The sequence below is a fragment of the Herminiimonas glaciei genome (assembly GCF_042664955.1).
In the GTDB taxonomy this organism is placed as follows: Bacteria; Pseudomonadota; Gammaproteobacteria; order Burkholderiales; family Burkholderiaceae_D; genus Oxalicibacterium; species Oxalicibacterium glaciei.
On the sequence record NZ_JBHTBU010000001.1, the window covers coordinates 800,164 to 823,245 of the forward strand.

At 54.4% G+C, this 23,082-nt stretch carries 23 protein-coding genes; 20 read left to right on the plus strand and 3 right to left on the minus strand.

Translation table 11 applies throughout. The features are described 5' to 3' along the window. The first annotated feature begins 25 nt into the window (after positions 1–25). From uppS to ACFQPC_RS03555, 12 genes are all read left to right on the plus strand, one after another. Entirely contained in the window at positions 26–790 is a 765-nt protein-coding gene (gene uppS, locus ACFQPC_RS03500) for a polyprenyl diphosphate synthase (RefSeq protein WP_382270216.1), read from the plus strand. Then, the gene (locus tag ACFQPC_RS03505) at positions 784–1,602 is read left to right on the plus strand and encodes a phosphatidate cytidylyltransferase (protein ID WP_382270217.1); all 819 of its coding nucleotides are present in this window, start codon (positions 784–786) and stop codon (positions 1,600–1,602) included. The genes uppS and ACFQPC_RS03505 overlap by 7 nt, the downstream gene beginning before the upstream one ends. Positions 1,603–1,609: 7 nt before the next feature. Further along, the gene (gene ispC / locus ACFQPC_RS03510; RefSeq protein ID WP_382270218.1) at positions 1,610–2,782 is read left to right on the plus strand and encodes a 1-deoxy-D-xylulose-5-phosphate reductoisomerase; all 1,173 of its coding nucleotides are present in this window, start codon (positions 1,610–1,612) and stop codon (positions 2,780–2,782) included. Continuing rightward, positions 2,779–4,146 (plus strand): RIP metalloprotease RseP, encoded by a 1,368-nt coding sequence (gene rseP / locus ACFQPC_RS03515; protein WP_382270219.1) that lies wholly within the window; start codon positions 2,779–2,781, stop codon positions 4,144–4,146. The genes ispC and rseP overlap by 4 nt, the downstream gene beginning before the upstream one ends. Positions 4,147–4,202: 56 nt before the next feature. Next, positions 4,203–6,602 (plus strand): outer membrane protein assembly factor BamA, encoded by a 2,400-nt coding sequence (gene bamA, locus ACFQPC_RS03520; protein WP_382270220.1) that lies wholly within the window; start codon positions 4,203–4,205, stop codon positions 6,600–6,602. Positions 6,603–6,696: 94 nt separating this feature from the next. Next, the gene (locus ACFQPC_RS03525) at positions 6,697–7,176 is read left to right on the plus strand and encodes an OmpH/Skp family outer membrane protein (protein WP_382271864.1); all 480 of its coding nucleotides are present in this window, start codon (positions 6,697–6,699) and stop codon (positions 7,174–7,176) included. Positions 7,177–7,191: 15 nt separating this feature from the next. Next, positions 7,192–8,244 (plus strand): UDP-3-O-(3-hydroxymyristoyl)glucosamine N-acyltransferase, encoded by a 1,053-nt coding sequence (gene lpxD, locus ACFQPC_RS03530; RefSeq protein ID WP_382270221.1) that lies wholly within the window; start codon positions 7,192–7,194, stop codon positions 8,242–8,244. Between the two features lie 11 nt (positions 8,245–8,255). Then, positions 8,256–8,726 (plus strand): 3-hydroxyacyl-ACP dehydratase FabZ, encoded by a 471-nt coding sequence (gene fabZ / locus ACFQPC_RS03535; RefSeq protein ID WP_041296526.1) that lies wholly within the window; start codon positions 8,256–8,258, stop codon positions 8,724–8,726. After that, positions 8,726–9,514, plus strand: a complete 789-nt coding sequence (gene lpxA, locus ACFQPC_RS03540; RefSeq protein WP_382270222.1) for an acyl-ACP--UDP-N-acetylglucosamine O-acyltransferase — start codon at positions 8,726–8,728, stop codon at positions 9,512–9,514. Before fabZ ends, lpxA begins: the two co-directional genes overlap by 1 nt. 49 nt (positions 9,515–9,563) lie before the next feature. Continuing rightward, positions 9,564–10,706 (plus strand): lipid-A-disaccharide synthase, encoded by a 1,143-nt coding sequence (gene lpxB / locus ACFQPC_RS03545; RefSeq protein WP_382271865.1) that lies wholly within the window; start codon positions 9,564–9,566, stop codon positions 10,704–10,706. A 20-nt stretch (positions 10,707–10,726) separates the two neighbouring features. Then, entirely contained in the window at positions 10,727–11,359 is a 633-nt protein-coding gene (gene rnhB / locus ACFQPC_RS03550) for a ribonuclease HII (RefSeq protein ID WP_382270223.1), read from the plus strand. Between the two features lie 16 nt (positions 11,360–11,375). Next, a complete protein-coding gene (locus tag ACFQPC_RS03555) occupies positions 11,376–12,170 on the plus strand; it encodes a TrmH family RNA methyltransferase (RefSeq protein ID WP_382270224.1) in 795 nt (264 codons plus the stop codon). Here the strand turns inward: ACFQPC_RS03555 and ppsR are convergent. Continuing rightward, the gene (ppsR, locus tag ACFQPC_RS03560; RefSeq protein WP_382270225.1) at positions 12,167–13,015 is read right to left on the minus strand and encodes a posphoenolpyruvate synthetase regulatory kinase/phosphorylase PpsR; all 849 of its coding nucleotides are present in this window, start codon (positions 13,013–13,015) and stop codon (positions 12,167–12,169) included. The two genes, ACFQPC_RS03555 and ppsR, sit on opposite strands and share 4 nt — an antisense overlap. 192 nt (positions 13,016–13,207) lie before the next feature. Here ppsR and ppsA point away from each other — a divergent pair, with 192 nt between their 5' ends. From ppsA to ACFQPC_RS03575, 3 genes are all read left to right on the plus strand, one after another. Continuing rightward, on the plus strand, positions 13,208–15,646 hold the full coding sequence (gene ppsA, locus ACFQPC_RS03565) for a phosphoenolpyruvate synthase (protein WP_382270226.1): 2,439 nt from the start codon (positions 13,208–13,210) through the stop codon (positions 15,644–15,646). Between the two features lie 161 nt (positions 15,647–15,807). Then, a complete protein-coding gene (locus tag ACFQPC_RS03570; protein ID WP_382270227.1) occupies positions 15,808–16,263 on the plus strand; it encodes an NfeD family protein in 456 nt (151 codons plus the stop codon). A gap of 13 nt (positions 16,264–16,276) precedes the next feature. Continuing rightward, positions 16,277–17,209, plus strand: coding sequence for an SPFH domain-containing protein (locus ACFQPC_RS03575; RefSeq protein ID WP_012079892.1), 933 nt, complete (start codon positions 16,277–16,279; stop codon positions 17,207–17,209). Positions 17,210–17,257: 48 nt separating this feature from the next. On the opposite strand, the gene smpB is transcribed toward ACFQPC_RS03575, so the two are convergent. Continuing rightward, positions 17,258–17,707 carry an SsrA-binding protein SmpB gene (smpB, locus tag ACFQPC_RS03580; RefSeq protein ID WP_175625722.1) on the minus strand — a complete coding sequence of 150 codons (450 nt, stop codon included), beginning with the start codon at positions 17,705–17,707 and terminating at the stop codon, positions 17,258–17,260. A 63-nt stretch (positions 17,708–17,770) separates the two neighbouring features. On the opposite strand from smpB, the gene ACFQPC_RS03585 reads away from it, so the two are divergent. Beyond that, on the plus strand, positions 17,771–18,202 hold the full coding sequence (locus ACFQPC_RS03585; protein WP_012079890.1) for a type II toxin-antitoxin system RatA family toxin: 432 nt from the start codon (positions 17,771–17,773) through the stop codon (positions 18,200–18,202). Beyond that, positions 18,195–18,503, plus strand: a complete 309-nt coding sequence (locus ACFQPC_RS03590) for an RnfH family protein (RefSeq protein ID WP_382270228.1) — start codon at positions 18,195–18,197, stop codon at positions 18,501–18,503. Before ACFQPC_RS03585 ends, ACFQPC_RS03590 begins: the two co-directional genes overlap by 8 nt. 39 nt (positions 18,504–18,542) lie before the next feature. Here the strand turns inward: ACFQPC_RS03590 and ACFQPC_RS03595 are convergent, their stop codons facing one another. Next, on the minus strand, positions 18,543–19,046 hold the full coding sequence (locus ACFQPC_RS03595; RefSeq protein ID WP_382270229.1) for a DUF4124 domain-containing protein: 504 nt from the start codon (positions 19,044–19,046) through the stop codon (positions 18,543–18,545). A 162-nt stretch (positions 19,047–19,208) separates the two neighbouring features. On the opposite strand from ACFQPC_RS03595, the gene guaB reads away from it, so the two are divergent. The 3 genes from guaB to guaA are packed head-to-tail and all read left to right on the plus strand — an operon-like array spanning position 19,209 to position 22,817. Continuing rightward, the gene (gene guaB, locus ACFQPC_RS03600) at positions 19,209–20,669 is read left to right on the plus strand and encodes an IMP dehydrogenase (RefSeq protein WP_012079887.1); all 1,461 of its coding nucleotides are present in this window, start codon (positions 19,209–19,211) and stop codon (positions 20,667–20,669) included. An 11-nt stretch (positions 20,670–20,680) separates the two neighbouring features. Further along, the gene (locus ACFQPC_RS03605; protein WP_382270230.1) at positions 20,681–21,148 is read left to right on the plus strand and encodes a GAF domain-containing protein; all 468 of its coding nucleotides are present in this window, start codon (positions 20,681–20,683) and stop codon (positions 21,146–21,148) included. Between the two features lie 49 nt (positions 21,149–21,197). Next, positions 21,198–22,817 (plus strand): glutamine-hydrolyzing GMP synthase, encoded by a 1,620-nt coding sequence (gene guaA / locus ACFQPC_RS03610; RefSeq protein WP_382270231.1) that lies wholly within the window; start codon positions 21,198–21,200, stop codon positions 22,815–22,817. Positions 22,818–23,082: the final 265 nt, after the last annotated feature.

Here is a 23,082-nt window from a genome sequence, read left to right on the forward strand (position 1 = left end):
GCTTTTCGCTGCCGGTCACTCGCCCATGACGTCGCCTAGCTCAACCCTGGTTGTACCGGAAGTCTCGCTGGTGCCGCGTCATATTGCCATCATCATGGATGGCAACGGGCGCTGGGCCACCAAGCGTTTCATGCCGCGCGTTGCCGGTCACGTCAAAGGTGTGGAAGCGGTGCGCGGCGTCGTCGAAGCCTGCGCCAGGCAGGGCGTCGAGTACGTTACCTTCTTCGCTTTCAGCTCAGAAAACTGGCGTCGCCCGGAAGATGAGGTATCGCTGCTGATGCGCCTGTTCGTTACTGCGCTGGAACGCGAAGTATCGAAGATGCACGCGAATGGCATACGCCTGAAGATAGTCGGTGACCTCAGTCGTTTCGACGACAAGTTGCAGAAGATGATCTCTGCTGCCGAACGCAAGACGGCCGGCAATACACGGCTGACAGTGACCATCTGCGCCAACTATGGCGGCCGCTGGGACATCATGCAGGCGGTCAATCAAATGCTGGCGTCCAATCCGGGCAGCGGTGATTTCACTGAAGAGCAGCTGGCACCTTATCTGTCGCTGGCCTATGCGCCCGAGCCTGATCTCTTCATCCGCACCGGCGGGGAAGAGCGCATCTCCAATTTCCTGTTGTGGCAACTGGCTTATACCGAGCTGTATTTCACCGATACTTACTGGCCGGATTTTGACGCGGCTGCATTGGAGTTGGCTATCGCTTCCTATCAGCAACGCGAACGACGTTTCGGTCGTACCAGCGCACAATTGGCCGAGCAATCGCCGGTGGCCAAATGTTAAAAACACGCATCGTCACTGCAGTAGTCTTACTGGCAGTGCTGCTGTTGGTGATCTATTCCGGTTCCTTTATTGCATTTGCTGTGCTGACTGTCGCATTTTTTGCGGCGGCGGCCTGGGAATGCCTGCGCCTGTTCGGCAATAAGAATCCCGTCGTTGGTGCCGTGCTGTGGACTGCCGCGTTTGCGTGGCTGATTTACAGCGGCAGCTTCAAGCAAAGTGTATTCCTGGCGGCCATGTGCGTCGCGATCTGGGCCTTGCGCCTGACGCCTTCGCTGGCACTGGGCCTGCCGGTCATGAGCGGCCTCGCCAACCGTTTGTTGACAGGCATTTATGGCATCGCCATCCTCGGCGCCTTCATTGCCTTGCTGGTTCTCTACAATCATTCCGCGCTGTATATGTTTTCGATCATGGCGATCGTCTGGATTGCCGATATCGGCGCCTACTTTAGCGGTAAGGCGTTCGGCAAACGCAAGCTGGCGCCTTCGATTTCTCCTGGCAAGTCGTGGGAAGGTGCGATCGGCGGCGGCATCCTGGTCTTGCTGGCTGCGGTTGCCAGCATTGCGGTGCCGGCGCTGGCCGATACCTTTGCCGTACGGCTTTACCTGCAGTGGGGCTGGTTGGGCTTCCTCGCAGTGCTGATCCTGATGGTGGCCGCGAGTATCGTCGGGGACCTGTTCGAATCGCAACTCAAGCGTCGCGCCGGTATGAAGGACAGTAGCGGCCTGTTGCCCGGGCATGGCGGTGTGCTGGACCGGATCGATGCCTTGATACCGACCTTGCCGCTGGCAGCGCTAATCACTTATTGGATGTAAGGCGGAAATGCAGCAAATCACGATTCTGGGTTCGACCGGTTCAGTCGGCGTTTCCACCCTTGATGTTATTGCCCGTCATCCTGATCGCTATTCGGTCTATGCCCTGACCGCGCAAAGCAAGGTCGAGGAGTTGGCGCAGCAATGTGCCCGCTTCAAACCACAGGTCGCGGTGCTGGGCTCGGCGGAAGCTGCAAAAAAATTACAAATGCTGTTGGATGCACAGGGCTTGCACACGCAGGTTGAATACGGTGAGGCGGCCTTATGCGCGGTGGCCAGTGCACCGGAATGCGATAGCGTGATGGCGGCGATTGTCGGTGCTGCCGGCCTGGCTCCTACGCTGGCGGCGGCGCGATCCGGCAAGCGCGTGCTGTTGGCGAACAAGGAGGCGCTGGTGATGTCGGGCCCCTTGCTGATGGAAGCAGTGGCTGCCAGCGGCGCCATCCTGATGCCTATCGACAGCGAACACAATGCCATTTTCCAGTGCATGCCGGCGACCTGCCAGCGCACGCCGCTGGAACATGGCGTGGAAAAAATCCTGTTAACCGCATCCGGCGGTCCTTTCCTCAAACGTGATGTCAATACGCTGGACCAGGTGAGTTGGCAGGAAGCCGTTGCCCATCCGAAATGGGTGATGGGGCGCAAGATTTCGGTCGATTCCGCCACCATGATGAATAAGGGCCTGGAAGTCATAGAGGCGCACTGGCTGTTTGCCCTGCCGGCAGAGCGGATCGAGGTCGTGATCCACCCGCAAAGCGTGGTGCATTCGATGGTGTCCTACGTCGATGGTTCGGTGCTGGCACAGCTCGGCAATCCGGATATGCGGACGCCGATTGCCCATGCGCTGGCTTACCCGGAACGCATCAGTTCCGGCGTGCCGGCCATCGATTTGATTCAAATTGCGCAACTTAGCTTCGAAAGGCCGGATTTCTTAAGATTTCCCTGCCTGAAACTGGCGTATGATGCTTTGCAAGCAGGCGGTTCCGCGCCTGCGATTATGAACGCAGCCAATGAAATCGCCGTGCAGGCATTTCTCGACAGCCGCATCGGTTTCCGTGTGATAGACCAGTTGATCGCACGCGTGATGGATGCGATGCCGTCGGTGGCGATTACCGATATCGAATCGGTCTTTGCGCAAGATCGTTGCGCCCGTGAACTAGCCAACTCGTTGATACCATCATGATGCTGCTGCAAACCATACTCGCATTTGCCGTTGTACTCGGTGTACTGGTGATCGTGCATGAGCTCGGCCATTACCTGGTGGCACGCTGGTGCGGCGTCAAGGTTTTGCGCTTTTCGGTCGGTATGGGCAAAGTCATTTATTCGCGTCGCTTCGGTGCGGACCAGACTGAATGGGCGGTGTCGGTCTTACCGCTGGGCGGTTACGTCAAGATGCTGGATGCGCGCGACGATGACCTGGGTGACATTTCCCCGGCCGATATGAAGCGCGAATTCACGCGCCAATCGGTGTGGCGCAGGATTGCGATCGTGGCTGCAGGCCCGCTGGCCAATTTCCTGCTGGCGATCCTGGTATTTGCCGGATTGTATAGCTATGGTATTCCGGAGCCTGCACCTAAACTGCGCGCTCCTGCCGAGAAATCAGTCGCGTATCAGGCTGGCTTGCGTGGCAATGAACTGGTGACTTCTGTCAATGGCGAGCCGGTCCAGATATGGAACGACCTGCGCTGGCAGATGGTGCAATCCGTCATCAACAAGCAGCCGGTCAGGCTGGAAGTCGAACGTCCGGTGCCAGGTTCGCCGGATGCTAAAAACATCCAGACCGTGACACTGCCGGTAGACAGCATTTCCGCGAACGAACTGGAAGGTGACTTTCTCGGCAAGCTCGGTATAGACCTGGCGCGGCCACCGGCAATCCTGGGCCAGGTAGTCGCTGACGGACCGGCAATGAAAGCCGGTTTGCAGCAGGGTGACCGGGTGGTCAGCGTCAATGGCGCCACCATAGCCGATGGCTTGTCCCTGGTCGAGCTGGTACGGGCATCGCCGGGGAAAGTGCTGAACGTCGATGTGCTACGCAATGGCCAGCCTGTGAGCTTGCGCGTGGTGCCGGAAGAAGTGAATGCCGACGGCCAGGTGTTTGGCCGCATCAAGGTTGAGGTGCCGATGGCACCGGACATGGTAGTGGCCCATCATTCACTATTTGCCGCCTTGCTGAAGGGCATCCAAAAGACCTGGGATACCAGCGTTTTGACGATCAAAATGGTCGGCAAGATGATTATCGGTGAAGTCTCGTGGAAAAACGTGACCGGACCGATTACGATAGCCGATTATGCAGGGCAAACCGCGCGTATCGGTTTAATCAGTTATTTGAGCTTTATCGCCTTTGTCAGCATCAGTCTGGGAGTGATGAATCTGCTACCTATCCCAGTGTTGGATGGGGGGCTTTTGCTGTATTATGCTGTGGAAGTTTTAACAGGTCGTCCGGTCTCCGAACGCTTTGGTGCAATTGCACAGCGCGCAGGTATAGGAATATTGATGACCTTGATGCTGGTAGCAGTCTTTAATGATATCAATCGTTTGATTTCCTGAAGGCGCAATCCTTTTCCAGACCAAGGTCTGACTAGTACATTACATTACGATAGCCAATGAAATTTAATTCAGAGTCTTACTCCTTGCCGGTCTTTCCCCGTCGTCTTATCGCTATTGCCGCCTTTGCCCTGTGCTCAGGCTATGCGCATGCAGCCGATCCTTTCACGGTCAAAGACATCCGCGTTGAAGGTATTCAACGTACCGAAGCCGGTACGGTTTTCAGCTACCTGCCGGTGCGTGTAGGCGAGACCTTCACCGACGACAAGGGCGCGGCGGCGATCAAGGCACTGTATGCGACCGGTTTCTTCAAGGATGTGCGGATAGAAGTTGAAGGCGATGTGCTGGTGGTTTTTGTTGAAGAACGTCCGGCGATTGCCAGTGTCGAATTCACCGGTACCAAGGAATTTGAAAAAGACCAGTTGACCAAGGCATTGAAAGAAATCGGTGTTGGCGAATCGCGCATTTTTGACAAAGCGCTGGTAGATCGTGCCGAGCAGGAATTGAAACGCCAGTATTTGTCGCGTGGCTTGTACGGCGTACAGATCACGACCACGGTGACACCGCTGGAACGTAACCGTGTATCGGTCACCTTCGCGGTAGATGAAGGTGATGTCTCACGCATCAAGAATATCAATATCATCGGTAACAAGGCCTTCAGCGAAAAAGAGTTGATCAGTTTGCTGAGCCTGCGTACCCCGGGCTGGTTTACCTGGTACTCGAAAGCCGATCAATATTCGAAGCAAAAGCTGGCAGGCGATATCGAAGCGCTGAAGTCTTTCTATCTGAACCGCGGTTATATCGAGATGCAAATCGAATCGACCCAGGTGTCGATTACACCGGACAAGAAAGACATTTTCATCACCATCAATATTAAGGAAGGTGAGAAATTCACCGTTTCCGATATCAAGCTGGAAGGTGAAATGCTGGGCCGTGAAGCCGAGCTGACTTCCTTGCTGAAATTGAAAAAAGGCGATGTCTTTTCGGGTGAGAAGCTGACCGCCAGCACCAAGAGTATTTCGGATCGCCTGGGTAACTTCGGTTATGCCTTCGCGAACGTGAATGCGAACCCGCAGATTGACCGTGAAAAGAAAGAAGTCGCTTTCACCGTGATGATCGACCCGGGCAAGCGTGTCTATGTGCGTAACATCAATATCAGCGGCAACACCAAGACGCGTGATGAAGTTATTCGCCGTGAAATGCGCCAGTTTGAAAACTCCTGGTACGACGGTGAAAAAATCAAACTGTCGCGTGATCGTATTGACCGCCTTGACTACTTCAATGACGTTACAGTGGAAACGCCGGATGTGGTTGGCAAAACCGACCAGGTTGACGTCAATATCGGCGTGACCGAAAAACCAACCGGTAACATCATGCTGGGTGCCGGTTTCTCGAGTGCGGATAAATTGTCGCTGAGCGGTGGTGTGAACCAGGCCAATGCCTTTGGTAGCGGTAACACGCTCGGTGTCAACGTCAATACCAGCCGTTTGAATCGTACGATTGCGCTGTCCAGCACCAATCCGTACTTTACCGACGACGGTATCAGCCGCAGCTATGAAGTGTTCCTGCGTACTACCCGACCACCGACCATCAACACCGGCGATTATCGTATCCGTACCATGGGTGCAAACATCAAATTTGGTGTGCCGTTTACAGAATATGACACCGTATTCTTTGGTGCCGGTGTGGAGCAAACCGAGGTTCAGACTTACACCAGCGTTGCCAATTACAATGATAGTCCCGACGTCTATAAGCGTTATGTTGACAGCATGAATGGCGTGTTAAGTCCTAGCGACCCTAACAGCGCATTCCAGCAGGGGCAACATGATGCGTCCGCATTAGCTGTGCCATTGACTGCTGCATGGCAAAGGGATAATCGCGACAGTGCTTTGGTGCCAACCAGAGGGCGTTATCAACGTGCTAACTTTGAGCTTTCCCCGGCCGGTGACTCGAATTATTATCGTGCAACCTATCAGACGCAGTATTTCCAGCCTTTGTTTAACGGCAGCACGACGCTTGCATTGAATGGCGAGATCAACTACGGTAAAGCACTGGGCGGTAAAGTTTATCCTATCTTTAAGAACTTCTATGGTGGTGGTATCGGTTCGGTGCGTGGCTATGAAAGCTCGTCCCTCGGACCTAAGGCTGCCAACGGCGATCCGCTTGGTGGTTCGGCGCGCTTGATTTTTAATGCAGAATTGCAAATGCCATTCCCGGGTTCTGGCCTGGATCGCAGTTTGCGCTGGTTTACCTTCTTTGATGCGGGTAACGTGTATGCAGATGGATTTGGTGGCGGTGGCGGCGTGAAAACTTCGGTGGGTATTGGTTTAAGCTGGGTATCTCCAATCGGCCCGCTCAAGTTGAGTTTTGGTAAGGCGTTGAATGCTGTGACTGACGGTACACCGCAAGAGCGTGACCGCACACAAGCGTTCCAATTCCAGTTGGGTACAGGTTTCTGATCGCTTGAGGCATAATAGGCGGTCGGTATTGAAATTTGAAACACGGAGAATTATTTTGAAGTCTTTAATTAAATCGTCAGTAGTCTCCAAAGGCGTGGCAGTTGTTGTCGCGGGATTGTGTTTTGTTTCCGTGGCGCAAGCGCAGGAAACACGGATAGGCTTTATCAGCACAGAGCGTGTGTTCCGCGAAGCGTCACCGTACAAGGCGGCACAGGTCAAGCTGGAGCAAGAGTTTGCCAAGCGCCAGAAAGAATTGCAGGATTTGGCGAATCGCCTGAAAAACCTGGCCGACAAGTTCGACAAGGATGCACCTGTATTGTCGGATTCGGAACGGGTCAAGCGTCAACGCGAACTGGCTGATGTCGACAAGGATTTCCAGCGTACGCAACGCGAGTTCAAGGAAGACCTGAACCAGCGTCGTAACGAAGAAACCGCGAGTGCGATTGAACGTACCAATAAAGTCATCAAGCAAATCGCCGAAGCTGAGAAATACGATATCGTGTTGCAGGAAGCGGCCTACGTCAGTCCGCGTATCGACATCACCGATAAAGTAATCAAAGCGCTGGGCAAATAAAATAAAAAGGCAACGATGAGCACTCGGCTGGGAGAATTAGTCGAACGCTTGGGGGGCCGGTTGATAGGCGATGCGGACATAGCAGTGGTCGGCATCGCACCGTTAAACGATGCAGACGCATCGCACATCACGTTTCTTTCCAATCCCAAGTTCAGAGGGCAGGCCGCGCAAACACACGCGGCCGCTTTAATTTTGTCTGCTGCAGATGATGAGATCGTCGCGGCTGACTACAAGGGGGCGCGCATCATTGCGGCCAATCCGTACGCTTACTTTGCGCGTGCGGCACAGTACTTTGCCGCTATGCATGCGCCTGTTGCGCCGGTAGGCATACATCCGAGTGCCAGCGTCGATCCGACCGCGCAGATAGCTGCCGGCGCTTCGATCGGGCCATTTGTAGCAGTTGAGGCGGGCGCGGTGATTGAAGATGGCTGCGTGATCGATGCCGGGTGTTTTATTGGGCGCGATGCTCGAGTCGGTAGCGGTACTCATTTTTATCCCCGCGTGACATTTCTGGCTGGCTGCCGGATCGGTGCGCGTGGCATCATCCATTCCGGCGCGGTAATAGGCGCGGATGGCTTCGGTTTTGCGAATGAGGGTGGGGTCTATATCAAGATTCCGCAGACTGGCGCGGTCAGGATAGGTGACGATGTTGAAATCGGTGCCAATACCTCGATAGACCGCGGCGCGCTGGCAGATACCGTAATTGAAGATGGCGTCAAGCTGGACAACCAGATCCAGATCGGTCACAACTGTCATATCGGTGCCCATACGGCGATGGCCGGCTGCGTCGGTGTGGCAGGCAGTGCCATCATAGGCAAGTACTGTACTTTCGGCGGTGCGGCGATGGTGCTGGGGCATTTGACCATAGTCGATAATGTGCACATCTCGTCCGGCAGCATGGTGTCGCGTTCGATACGTGAACCGGGTCAATACACGGGCTTTTATCCATTGGCAAAGAATGCCGAGTGGGAAAAATCAGCGGTCATTGTGCGCAATTTGGCGACGATGCGTGAGAAAATCCGCGAATTAGAAAAAACTATTAAATCGCTAGGCGACAAACCAGAATGAGTAACTCGGAAATGAAAACACTAGACATCAATCAGATCAAGCAATACCTGCCGCATCGTTATCCTTTGCTGCTGGTTGATCGCGTGTTGAACTGGGAGTCCGGTAAATCGATTACCGCGATCAAGAACGTTACCGTCAATGAAGAATTCTTCAATGGCCACTTCCCGCATAAACCGGTCATGCCGGGCGTGCTGATGATAGAAGCGCTGGCGCAAACCGCCGCCTTGTTGTCTTTCCTGACCATGGGGCAAAAGCCGGATGACAATAGCGTGGTCTACTTCATCGGTATCGACGGCGCGCGCTTCAAGCGCCCGGTGGAACCAGGTGACCAGTTGAAAATGGAAGTCGAAATCCTGCGCAATGCGCGCGGTATCTGGAAGTACAAGGCGACCGGTTCTGTGGATGGCCAATTGGCACTGGAAGCGGAACTGATGTGCACCATGCGTACGATTAACGATGCGAGTCCAGCAGCGGGGCAGTAATGTCATTGATCCATCCAACAGCGATTGTTGATCCGAAGGCACAACTCGACTCCAGCGTTGAAGTTGGTGCTTATACGGTGATCGGGCCCGATGTAGTGATCGGTGCCGGCAGCAAAATCGGCCCGCACGTCGTGGTCGAAGGCCATACGACCATTGGTGCCGACAACAAGATATTCCAGTTCGCTTCGATAGGTGCGGCACCGCAGGACAAAAAGTATGCCGGTGAACCTACCTTGCTGACGATAGGCGACCGCAACACGATACGCGAATTTGTCACCATCAACCTGGGAACGGCTCAGGACGTGGGCATCACCCGCCTGGGCAGCGATAACTGGATCATGGCGTATGTGCACATCGCGCATGATTGCCAGCTCGGCAGCAACATCATCCTTGCCAATAATGCGACGCTGGCCGGTCACGTGCACCTGGAAGACTGGGTCTTCCTTGGTGGTTTCACTTCAGTCCATCAATTCTGCCGTATCGGTGCACATGCGATGACGGCGTTCACTGCAGCGGTCAGCCAGGACATCCCGCCATTCGTGACGGCTGCCGGCAATCGTGCGGTACCGGCGGGTATCAATAGCGAAGGTCTGAAACGTCGCGGCTTCAGCAGCGAGCAGATCATGGCGATCAAGCGTGGCTACAAGACGATCTACCGTTCCGGCTTGCCACTGGACGAGGCCAAGCTGGCGCTGCAGGCGGAAGAAGAAAAATCGCCGGACGCGGCGCAATACCTGCGTCAATTGCGTGAATTCATAGAAACATCCCCTCGTGGCATCATCCGCTAACACTGCCGGGAGTTCAGCCGGTAGTTCAACTGGACACACAGCGATCGCAATGGTCGCCGGTGAAACATCCGGCGATTTGCTGGCAAGCCGTTTGTTATCCGGCTTGCGTCCGCAAATGCCCGACGCCCATATGCATGGTATAGGCGGTCCGCACATGGCGCAGTACGGCTTTGTCAGCGACTTCCCGATGGAAAAGTTATCGGTGCGCGGCTTGTTCGAAGTCCTTGCGCATTACCGTGAAATCAAGGGCATACAGATCGCCTTGCGCGACCAATTGCTGGCCGAGCGTCCGGCAGTCTTCATCGGTGTGGATGCACCTGATTTCAACCTGGGACTGGAAGCACAGCTCAAGAGTGCCGGCATTCCAACCATGCATTTCATCGGTCCGTCGATCTGGGCCTGGCGTGGTGGCCGCATCAAGAAAATTGCACGTGCCGCCTCGCACATGCTGGTGATCTTTCCATTTGAAGAAGAGATTTACCGCAAGGCGGGAATACCCGCTACCTACGTCGGCCATCCGCTGGCGCAAGTCATTCCGATGGAGCCTGACCAGGCCGCTGCGCGCACTCTCCTGAATTTGCCGCCGTCAGGACCGGTCGTGGCGATCCTGCCGGGTAGCCGTATGTCTGAGTTGAAGTACAACGCCGTGGCTTTTGTCGCGGCGGCGAAGATCCTGCTGCAACGTGATCCCGGCTTGCGCATAGTTGCACCTATGGCCGGCGCAGCACAGCGGCGTTACTTCGAAGAGTTGATTGCGCAAGCCGGTTTGCAGGATGTACCGGTGCAAATACTGGACGGGCAATCGCATCAGGCATTGGCTGCGGCGGATGCTGTCATGGTCGCGTCCGGTACTGCCTCGCTGGAAGTCGCACTGTTCAAACGCCCGATGGTCATTGCCTACAAGATGATGAGTGCGTCCTGGCATATATTGCGTCATATGGCTTATCAGCCATGGATAGGTTTGCCAAACATCCTGGCACAGGAATTCCTGGTGCCGGAATTGCTGCAGGATGCAGCGACGCCGCAAGCGCTGGCTGATGCACTATGGCAGCAACTGCAGGACGGCGCACACCGTGAACGCCTGCAGCGCCGTTTTACTGAAATGCATCACAGCTTGTTGCGCGATACGGCAGGTGAGAGCGCCCGCGCCGTGATGGAATTAATCGCGCAGTCGCGCAGCGGCAGCGTGTAAACGTAGAGAACGATCACACCGTGAAAAAAGAAGATCCCAATCTCTCATTGTTCAGTTTCCTGGACGAAGACATTATCTGCGGTGTGGACGAAGCCGGACGTGGTCCTTTGGCGGGGCCGGTATTTGCCGCTGCCGTCATCCTTGATCCCATGCGGCCGATCGATGGCTTGCGCGATTCCAAGAAACTGACGGAAGCAAAGCGTGATGCACTGGCGCTCGACATCAAGCAATACGCCATGTCCTGGTCGATTGCGCAGTGTTCGGAAGAAGAGATCGATAGCCTGAATATCCTGCAGGCGACCATGTTGGCGATGCGGCGTGCGATTGAAGGATTGCATGTGCTGCCGACCCTGGCCCTGATCGACGGCAATCGTTGCCCGGTGACCAGCGTACGCTCGGAAGCCATCATCAAGGGGGATGACAAGGTGCAGGCGATTTCCGCCGCTTCCATCCTGGCCAAGACCGCGCGTGATCATGCACTGGGCTTGCTGCATATCCAGTATCCCCATTACGCTTTTGACCAGCACAAAGGGTATCCGACGGCTTTGCATCTGGAGCGCTTGCGCGAACACGGCGTATCGCCGGTACATCGCAAATCCTATGCGCCGGTGCGTGCTTTGCTGGGCGCAGTTACGCCTGCAAACAAGGCTTAAGGGCAAGGCAGTTTCCATGACGATCAAATCCATTTCCTCACGTGATAATCCACTCTACAAGGAGCTGAAGCACCTGGCTGCGAGTTCGCAGGCACGACGCAAGGCCGGACGCACTTTGCTCGATGGCGTGCACCTGTGCGAAGCCTATCTGGAGAAAGTAGGCTTGCCACCCTTATGCATAGTCGGTGAAACGGCGATGCTGAATGGTGAAGTAATCGTGATTGTCCAGCAATGCAGCGGTACGGCTACCCAATGCATCGTCTTGCCGGACGCCTTGTTCCATGCGCTGAGCCAGGTCGAGCACGGTGTGGATTTATTGTTTGTGATAGATACACCGGATTTGCCAACGCCGCCGCGCTTGACGCAATCTGCGGTTTTGCTGGACAAGGTACAGGATCCCGGCAACTTCGGCTCTATCGTGCGCAGTGCGGCTGCCGCCGGCATCAAGCAAGTCTTTTGCAGTGCGGGGACTACTTTTGCCTGGTCACCCAAGGTTATGCGCGCCGGCATGGGCGCGCATTTTTTGCTGGAAATATTTGAAGGTGTCGACCTGTCCGATTTGCTGGGGCGTTCTGATATTCCGGTGATTGCGACCAGCTCGCATGCAGAAAAGCAGTTGTATGAGTTGGATTTGCGCCAGCCGGTCGCCTGGTTGTTCGGCCATGAAGGGCAGGGCGTGACGGATGACTTGCTGGCACGCGCAACACACCGGATTTCGATTCCGCACCTGGGCGACATTGAATCACTGAACGTCGCCGCCAGCTCCGCCGTCTGCTTCTTCGAACAGGTACGGCAGCAAACTTCGCGCTAATCCTTGATCGGCGGATCCAGTTTGATTTCCTGCAGGATGGTCGCCGCAATTTCTTCAATCGACTTGGTGGTCGACGACATCCAGCGTATGCCTTCGCGGCGCATCATGCGCTCCGCTTCATTTACTTCGTAACGACAGTTTTCCAGTGCCGCATATTTGCTGCCGGGTAAACGTTCGTTGCGGATTTCTGCGAGCCGGTCGGCGGCGATCGAGAGGCCGAATATTTTGTGTTTGTACTGCTGCAATCCACCCGGTAATTTTTCCCGTTCGAAATCATCCGGGATCAATGGATAATTGGCCGCCTTGATGCCGTACTGCATGGCCAGGAACAGGCTGGTAGGCGTTTTTCCTGAGCGCGAGACACCCACCAGGATGACATCCGCCGCAGATAAATTCTTATGCGACTGCCCGTCGTCATGCGCCAGCGAAAAGTTGATGGCTTCGATACGGTTCTTGTATTCCTCGGAATCCGTGCTGGTATGGCTGCGGCCTATCGTGTGGGTAGATTTGACGCCCAGCTCCTGTTCCAGCGGCTCGACAAAAGTTTGAATTAAATCCATGTGCATCCCTTGGGATTGGCGCACAATGCTGGATAAATCTGCTTTCACCAACGTAGAAAAAATGATGGGACGCTGTCCGTCGGAAGCGAAGGTCTCATTAATTTTCCGCAATGCATCATAAGCCTTGTCCGGGGTATCGATGAACGGTAAACGGACCTGTTTGAAGCGTAATTCAAATTGCGTTAACACCGAATGGCCGAATGTTTCCGCTGTGATGCCAGTACCATCGGAGACAAAAAACACAGTGCGTGTGCTGGCCGGACTACGCTCGACAGGTTGGCTCATGAGATGGTGTAAGGATGCTGTAAGTTAAAAAAATGCTGCGGTGCAGTGCGAACTCGTAAGACTTTGGGTAAAATGTCGGCCAATTGCTCACACATGTTACGGCCTTACTCGAAGAATAACAAAAACTGTCGCCTATCTGTCGCCTATGAAGGGCACGCATGAAGATTTCTTGTCATCAAAGCAGAGGTTGTTATGTCGATTGCATTACAAACGGGGAGCAAGTATGACCCGGCAGTAGAGGGAAACTACGTCGTTTCCTTCGACCGTTTACGGATGTCCGATGTGGACTCGGTTGGCGGTAAAAACTCGTCTTTAGGCGAGATGATCAGCCAGCTTGCAGAAGCCGGCGTCAGGGTGCCGGGCGGCTTCGCCACCACGGCACAGGCGTTCAGGGATTTCCTGACGTACAGTGAAAACGGTGGGCTGAGTCTGGCACAACGTATCGCTGATCGTCTGGCCGACCTGAATATCGACGATGTACGTGCACTGGCGCAAGCCGGCGCAGAAATTCGTCAGTGGATAGTGGAAACACCATTCCAGCCGCAATTGCTGCAAGACATCACGCAGTATTACAAAGACCTGGCCGCAGATTCCTCCAAGGAAATGTCGTTCGCCGTGCGTTCTTCTGCAACAGCGGAAGATTTGCCGGATGCGTCATTTGCCGGTCAGCAAGAAACCTTCCTTAACGTTGTCGGCATCGAGAATGTGCTTGAAGCAATCAAGCATGTCTTTGCATCGCTGTATAACGATCGTGCAATTTCCTACCGTGTCCACAAAGGCTTTACCCATGCTGAAGTTGCATTGTCAGCCGGCGTACAGCGTATGGTGCGTTCCGATAAGGGCGCGGCCGGTGTGATGTTCACGCTGGATACCGAATCCGGTTTCCAGGATGTGGTCTTCATCACTTCCAGCTATGGTCTCGGCGAGACCGTAGTGCAGGGTGCGGTCAATCCGGATGAATTCTATGTGCACAAGCCGATGCTGGAACTTGGCAAGCTGCCTATCATCCGTCGCAACATCGGCTCCAAGCTGATCAAGATGGAATTCACCGAAGAAGCGAAAGCCGGTCGTTCGGTGCGTACCGTCGACGTGCCTATCGGCATGCGCAATCGCTATTCCTTGACCGATGAAGAAATCGTCGAACTCGCCAAATATGCAGTCATCATTGAAAAGCATTATGGCCGTGCTATGGATATCGAATGGGGTAAAGACGGTATCGACGGCAAGCTCTACATTTTGCAGGCGCGTCCGGAAACCGTGAAGTCGCAACAAAAATCCACCGATGTACAACAACGCTTCAAGCTCAAGGGTAGCGGTTCGGTATTGACCGTTGGCCGTGCCATCGGCCAAAAGATCGGTGCCGGTCCGGTGCGCGTCATCCTCGATGCTGCGGATATGGAACGTGTGCAGCCGGGCGACGTGTTGGTAGCGGATATGACGGACCCGAACTGGGAGCCGGTCATGAAGCGTGCTTCGGCGATCGTCACCAATCGCGGTGGCCGTACCTGCCATGCGGCGATTATCGCGCGTGAACTGGGCGTGCCGGCAGTGGTTGGTTGCGGTGATGCGACCGAATTGCTGACTGACGGTACGCTGGTCACCGTATCCTGTGCCGAAGGCGACGAAGGCAAGGTCTATGATGGCTTGCTGGAAACCGAAGTGACGGAATTCGCACGCGGCGACTTGCCTGAGCTGCCGTTGAAAATCACGCTCAACGTCGGTAACCCGCAACTGGCTTTCGACTTCCAGAGCATCCCGAATGCAGGTGTCGGCCTGGCGCGTTTGGAATTCATCATCAACAACAATATCGGCGTCCATCCAAAAGCGATTCTGGAATACCCGCATATCGATGCTGACCTGAAAACCGCCGTGGAATCGGTCGCGCGTGGCCATGCTTCGCCTAAAGCGTTTTACATCGACAAGCTGGCAGAAGGTATCGCTACTATCGGTGCGGCATTCTGGCCTAAACCTGTGATCGTGCGTTTGTCCGACTTCAAATCGAATGAGTACAAAAAACTGATCGGCGGTTCCCGTTACGAACCGGATGAAGAAAATCCTATGCTGGGCTTCCGTGGCGTTGCACGCTACCTGGCACCGGATTTTGCCGAATCCTTCGAAATGGAATGCAAGGCGATGAAGCGCGTGCGTGACGAGATGGGTTTGACCAACGTCGAAATCATGGTGCCGTTCGTCCGTACTTTGGGACAGGCCGAAAAAGTGATCGACCTATTGGCAAAGAACGGCTTGAAACGCGGTGAAAACGGCTTGCGCATCGTCATGATGTGCGAAGTGCCGTCGAACGCTATCCTGGCTGAAGAGTTTCTCAATTATTTCGACGGCTTCTCCATCGGTTCCAACGATTTGACTCAGCTCACGCTGGGCCTGGATCGCGATTCCGGTATGGAAATCCTGGCGGCTGATTTCGATGAACGCGATCCTGCGGTATTGGCGATGTTCTCGCGTGCGATTGCAGCGTGTCGCAAGCAAGGTAAATACGTCGGTATTTGCGGTCAAGGTCCTTCGGATCATCCGGATTTTGCCGAATGGCTGATGAAGGAAGGTATTACGTCGCTGTCGCTGAATCCTGATTCGGTGATTGAGACATGGCAGAACCTGGCCAAGCGTCTGTAATGTTCTATGGCAGTAAGGCAGTCGGGTGTGTGAATTTATGTTGCGACACAGTTTTTTAGTCTAGACTGTGTGCACCCGACTGTTGATAAGTCTTATCGTGGTTTCTTAACCCTCGTCGCCCAACGGTCCACGAGGGTTTTTGCTTTTTGGGAGAAAAACACATGACGGACTGGATGATTTGGTTTGCCGTGGCCTGTGTGCTGGTCATACTGGAAATGGCAACCGGTACCTTTTATCTATTGATGATAGGCATAGGAACCGCCGCAGGTGGTTTGGCGGCACTGGGCGGCATGGGAGTGCCGGAACAATGCCTGATTGCAGCAGCAGTTGCTGCGTTCGCTACCTTTGCTTTGCGGCGCAGTAAATTCGGGCGTCCTGATCACACTGATGCAGCGCGCGATCCTAACGTGAATCTCGATATAGGACAGACGCTGGAAGTCGGGGAATGGCATCAAATCAATGCCAGTTCATACACCGCACGCGTGATGTATCGCGGCGCTTTATGGGATGTGGAACTGGCGGAAAGCGAGTCGCCAGTGCCGGGAAAATTCGTCATACGGGAAGTACAGGGTAGCCGTTTAATCGTCCGCAATAGTGACGCAACTGCTCACGCTTAATAAAGGAAACACTATGTTCGATACTACTAGCATCACTATTTTCCTGCTGTTTGTCGCCATCGTTTTTGTCATCAAAACCATCAATGTCGTGCCGCAGCAGCACGCGTGGGTAGTGGAGCGCCTGGGTAAATACCATGCGACGCTGGGCCCCGGCCTGAAAATCGTTTTGCCTTTCATCGACCGTATCGCCTACAAGCATTCGCTGAAAGAAATCCCGCTCGATGTGCCTATGCAAGTCTGTATTACCAAGGACAATACGCAGCTCGAAGTCGACGGCATACTGTATTTCCAGGTGACAGATCCCATGCGCGCTTCCTATGGTTCATCGAATTATATTTCGGCGATTTCGCAACTGGCGCAAACCACCTTGCGTTCCGTCATCGGCCGTATGGAGCTGGACAAGACTTTTGAAGAACGCGACCTGATCAATCATGCAGTGGTTGGTGCCGTCGATGAATCAGCGGCAAACTGGGGTGTGAAAGTCTTGCGCTATGAAATCAAGGACCTGACACCACCGAAGGAAATCCTGCATGCGATGCAATCGCAGATTACTGCCGAACGTGAAAAGCGCGCATTGATTGCTGCATCGGAAGGACGCAAGCAAGAGCAAATCAATATCGCGACCGGTGAGCGTGAAGCATCGATTGCACGCTCGGAAGGTGAGAAGCAGGCAGCCATCAACCGGGCGCAGGGTGAGGCATCGGCGATCCTGTCGATCGCGGAAGCGACAGCCGAAGCGATCCGTAAAACAGCTTCGGCGATCCGTGAGCCGGGTGGTTCGGATGCGGTCAACCTGAAGGTCGCGGAGCAGTATGTTGAAGCGTTTGGCAAACTGGCGAAAACGAATAACTCGATCATCATCCCGGCCAACCTGGGTGATATGAGCGGTTTGATCGCGACTGCGATGCAGGTCGTGAAATCGCAGGGCACTTCGGCCAAATCATAAACAGATGTAAAGCAGGACAAATTAAAACGGCGCCTCAGGCGCCGTTTTTTATCGTCGGTTCTGTTTCATGACTGACTGGATTTCACGCTGGGTATCGCGTTGTTTTTCAGTATCGCGTTTGTCGTGCTGTTTTTTACCCTTGGCGAGGCCGATTTCGCATTTGATATAGCCACGCTGGTAATGCAGGTTGAGCGGGACCAAGGTGTAGCCGGAACGCTCCACCTTGGCGCTGAGTTTTTTGATTTCCTCTGACTTCAGCAAGAGCTTGCGTGTGCGCACAGGATCAGGCGTAATGTGGGTAGAGGCGGTCGCCAGCGGGCTGATATGCGAGCCAAACAGGAAAATTTCGTCATTGCGCACGATGACGTAGGCTTCCTTCAGCTGCACGCGCCCGGCGCGGATGGATTTGGCTTCCCAACCTTGCAATACGATGCCGGCCTCGAAGCGCTCCTCGATGAAGTAATCGTGGAATGCTTTTCTATTGTCAACAATGCTCATGAGTTTCGGCTAGGGGTCGGTTAAAATGGATACTTCGCGATTCTATCAAACGGTTCATATTCGATGGCGGTAGTACATAAATCAGTCTTGTTGGGCTACAGCGCTGAACAAATGTTTGCGCTGGTAGACCGGGTTGAGGATTATCCTCAGTTTTTGCCATGGTGCGGCGGGGTCGAGGTCAAGCAGCGGGAAGAAGACCGGCTGGTCGCCAGCATTATGATCAATTACCATGGCGTCAAACAAAGCTTCACCACGGAAAATACCAATGTGCGCCCGGTTTCGATGACCATGCGCCTGCTGGAAGGGCCGTTCAAGCAATTGCACGGCACCTGGACTTTCAAGCCTTTGCGGGAAGACGCCTGCAAGATCGATTTTGACCTGCAGTATGAATTTTCCAATCGCCTGATCGAGCAAATCATCGGGCCGGTATTCAATATGATAGCCACCAGCTTCGTCGATTCATTCAGCAAAAGGGCGGATGCAGTCTATGGCTGATCCGGCTTCCACCATCCATATCCAGATTTGCTATGCACGTCCGGACCGGCAGTTTTTGCTGGAGCAGACAGTCGCCAGCGGCACTACGATACAGCAAGCGATACAGGATAGCGGGATTATCCGGCAAGCGCCGGAAATTGATGTCAGCGTCTGGCGTGTGGGTATCTATGGCAAGCTGAAAACCCTGGATACGGTGCTGCGCGAGCATGACAGGGTGGAAATCTATCGGCCGCTGATTGCCGATCCCAAGGACTCGCGCCGCAAGCGTGCGGATCATAAAAACGTCAAAAAGACCGCCTGATACCGCTTTCAGGCCGGTCCCTGAGTATTGCTTCCCGCCTTATTTGCACTGGTTGAGCGCGCGCCGGCTCTCACGTATTTCCTGTTCACGTTCTTCATCACTCAAAAATACCCGTTCCCCGGCCTGGTCCGTACGGACGACGCGCTGTCCTGATTCCAGTGCCCGGTTGTAGGCGCTGGCACGTTCGCAATTCTTTTTGGCATCGGCCGCCTGTTTGGCTTTTTGCTCGGCTTCCTTGTCTTTTTCAGCTTGTGCCATCCGGCGTTTCTGGAAATCGGCGTTCTGGTCGGCCAGCGTAGGCGGCGCTTTTTTTGTCATCTCGCTATCTTTTTCGGTTTCTTCGGCGGCTTTCTCGGGTGCTCCACTTAATGCCTTACCCAGGGATTTCAGGATTTTGCCGGTCGGGACCGATGGCGGAGGCGGCATATCCGAATACTGTTTCACGCCTTTGCTGTCGAGCCAGATGTATTGGGCGAGGGCGGAACTGCTTCCGATGGATAAGACGAGTGCGACGGCGAGACCAGCCAAACCTGTTGAACGCATGACAAATCCTTCAGAGAAACAAGATAAATAGTTGTGCGATTTCGCCACGCTTCCGCTGCGCTGTCAATCAATACGGCCTTTTGCGCGCCAGCTTTTTTGCAAGTGCAAGACGCGGCAAACGGATTTCTGTATAATTCGCTTTTGCGCCACTAGGAAAATACTATGCGTCTATTACAAAAAGCACTCACATTCGATGACGTGCTGCTGGTCCCGGCTTACTCTGACATTCTCCCAAAAGATACTTCCCTTGTTACGCGCCTGAGCCGTAACATCACTTTGAATATCCCTTTGCTGTCGGCAGCGATGGATACCGTGACCGAAGGTCGTCTCGCCATCGCGATGGCACAAGAGGGTGGCATCGGCATTATCCACAAGAACCTGACTGCCAAAGAGCAGGCGCGTGAAGTTGCCAAAGTTAAACGTTTTGAATCCGGCGTCGTACGTGATCCGATCACCATCCCGCCAGATACCAAAATTCGTGACGTGCTGGCCTTGTCGCAACAACACGGCATCAGCGGCTTCCCGGTCGTCGAAGGCAAAACCGTGGTCGGTATCATCACCAACCGCGATTTGCGTTTTGAAAACGAACTGGATGCGCCTGTCAGCAGCAAGATGACACCGAAGGAAAAACTGGTCTATGTACCGGACGGTGCAGATCTGGTTGAAGCCAAGCGCCTGATGAACAAGCACCGCCTGGAGCGCGTGCTGGTGGTCAACGACGCCTTCGAACTGCGCGGCCTGATTACCGCCAAAGACATACAAAAAGCCACTGAACATCCACTGGCGTCCAAAGACAGCCAGGGTAAATTGCGCGTCGGCGCAGCAGTTGGCGTCGGTGCCGATAACGATGAACGCGTCGACTTGCTGGTCAAGGCCGGTGTGGACGTCATCGTGGTTGATACCGCACACGGTCATTCGAAAGGCGTGCTGGATCGCGTACGCTGGATCAAGGATAACTACAAGGGCGTAGACGTCATCGGCGGCAATATTGCGACCGCTGCAGCTGCGCTGGCACTGGTTGAGCATGGCGCCGACGGCGTCAAGGTCGGTATCGGTCCTGGCTCGATTTGCACTACGCGTATCGTTGCCGGTGTCGGTGTACCGCAAATTACCGCAATCTCGAACGTAGCCGATGCCCTCAAAGGCACAGGCGTGCCATGTATCGCCGACGGCGGTATCCGCTACTCCGGTGACATCTCGAAGGCATTGGCAGCAGGTGCTTCCAGCGTCATGATGGGCAGCATGTTTGCCGGTACCGATGAAGCGCCGGGCGAAGTGATCCTGTTCCAGGGGCGCAGCTACAAGGCGTATCGTGGCATGGGTAGCCTGGGTGCGATGGCCGATGGTTCGGCTGACCGTTACTTCCAGGATCCTGCCAACAACGTCGACAAGTTCGTACCGGAAGGCATCGAAGGCCGCGTCGCCTACAAAGGCAGCATGGTCACCATCCTGTATCAACTGGTCGGTGGCGTTCGTTCTTCCATGGGTTATTGCGGTTGCTCGTCGATAGACGAATTCCGCGAGCGCGCCGAGTTTGTCGAAATTACTTCGGCCGGTATGCGTGAATCGCATGTCCATGACGTGCAGATCACCAAGGAAGCGCCGAACTACCGCGCTGAATAAGGTCGAAGTTCATGGCCTTGGCGTTTGCCAGCCCGGCGTTTGATCAGGGCAGGAGTGGACAGGAAGACCTTGCCCATGCAGTTGCCCGTATTGAGCGCCTGGGCAAGCAGTTGTTCGGTGTCTCAGCCTGTACCGTATATCTGCATGCCGTTGATCAACCAGGATTCCAGGTGGATTCAGCGGCGCATCAGTTTTGTGCGCAACTGGCCCTGACTGATGGCTTGCAGGTTGTGCCGGAAAAATCATCACCATTCCAGGCCGCCTTGGGCAGGATCGAGAACCTGGACGTAAAGTTTTATGCCTTGCAGCCCGTGCGTAGTCGTGACGGGCAGGTCATAGGCAGGATAGGCCTGATACATGAACGGCCACGCATGTTCACCGAAGGTGACCGGCACTGCCTGCTGGACCTGGTCGCGGTGCTGGAGCGCGAACTGCATACACATGCAAACACGCCGACTGCACCATCCGCCGCAAAATGATCAGCCTGAAAATTAATTGTTCCATCTAGAAGCATTAGCCAACTATCCCATGCATTCGAAAATACTCATCCTCGATTTCGGTTCACAGGTCACCCAATTGATCGCGCGTCGCGTGCGCGACTCCGGTGTTTTTTCTGAAGTCTTCCCATACGATGTCAGCGATGAGTTCGTACGCAATTACGGTGCTGCCGGCGTCATCCTGTCGGGTGGCCCGAATTCGGTCATCGAAGGTGACGAATCGCCACGCGTACCGCAAGCGGTATTCGAACTGGGTGTGCCGGTCATGGGTATTTGCTACGGCATGCAGGCGATGGCTGAGCAACTTGGCGGCAAGGTAGAGAACGGCAAGGTGCGCGAATTCGGTTACGCCGAAGTGCGTGCGCATGGTCATACCGCCTTGCTGAAAGACATCAGCGACTTCACCACGCCTGAAGGTTACGGCATGTTGAAAGTCTGGATGAGCCACGGCGACAAGGTCAATGAAATGCCGCCTGGCTTCAAGCTGATGGCGTCGACACCAAATTGCCCAATCGCTGGCATGGCTGACGAAGAGCGTCGTATGTATGCCTTCCAGTTCCATCCGGAAGTCACACACACCGTACAAGGAAAAGCCATCATCGCGCGCTTTGTGCACGATATTTGCGGCTGTAAATCGGACTGGAATATGCCGGATTACATTGCCGAAGCCGTCGAAAAAATCCGCCAGCAAGTCGGCAGTGATGAAGTCATTCTCGGTTTGTCCGGTGGCGTCGATAGCAGTGTTGCTGCCGCGCTGATCCACCGTGCGATCGGCGACCAGCTGACTTGCGTATTTGTCGACCATGGTTTGTTGCGCCTGGATGAAGGCAAGATGGTCATGGAAATGTTTGCCGAGAGTCTGGGCGTGAACGTGATCCACATTGATGCCGTCGATCAGTTCATGGGCCATCTGGCCGGTGTCAGTGATCCGGAAGCCAAGCGCAAAATTATCGGCCGTGAATTCGTCGAAGTGTTCCAGGTTGAAGCAGGAAAACGCAAGAATGCGAAATGGCTGGCACAAGGCACGATTTACCCTGACGTGATTGAAAGTGCCGGCAAAGGCAAAAAAGGCCACACCATCAAGAGCCACCACAATGTAGGCGGCTTGCCGGAAACCCTGAACCTGCAATTGCTCGAACCTTTGCGTGAACTGTTCAAGGATGAAGTGCGTAAATTGGGCGTAGCGCTCGGCTTGCCGCACGATATGGTGTATCGCCATCCATTCCCGGGTCCGGGCCTGGGCGTGCGTATCCTGGGTGAAGTGAAAAAAGAATTCGCCGACTTGCTGCGTCGCGCCGATGCCATCTTTATCGAAGAATTGCGCAAGACGCCATTCGTCGCCACACCGGGTGCTTCGGAAGCGACCGATAACGGTATCCCACACCGCAACTGGTACGACGCGACCAGCCAGGCATTTGCCGTCTTCCTGCCGGTCAAATCGGTGGGCGTGATGGGCGATGGCCGTACCTATGAGTACGTCGTCGCTTTGCGCGCGGTACAGACACAAGACTTCATGACCGCACACTGGGCGCATTTGCCGCATGAGTTGCTGGGCAATGTCTCGAATCGTATCATTAATGAAGTGCGTGGCATCAATCGTGTGGTCTACGACATCTCGGGTAAACCGCCTGCTACGATTGAGTGGGAGTAAATACTGTTCGGTCGTGTTACCTCGCGAGGTAAGGAAAATATAGCTTGTACGATAAAAAAACCCGCAATTTTGCGGGTTTTTTTATGCTTGAATGAGTTATGGATGGCATTGAAAGATACTTTTAGTTAAACGACAAACCTGCATATTTCGCATTAGTCATGTTATTTTTCTCGGGTTTCAATTTGACGCTTATGTAGTTCATCGACTGGACCGGAAGATGCCAGGATATATTTTTTACTTTGAGTAATTCTTGTAAGAAGGGGCG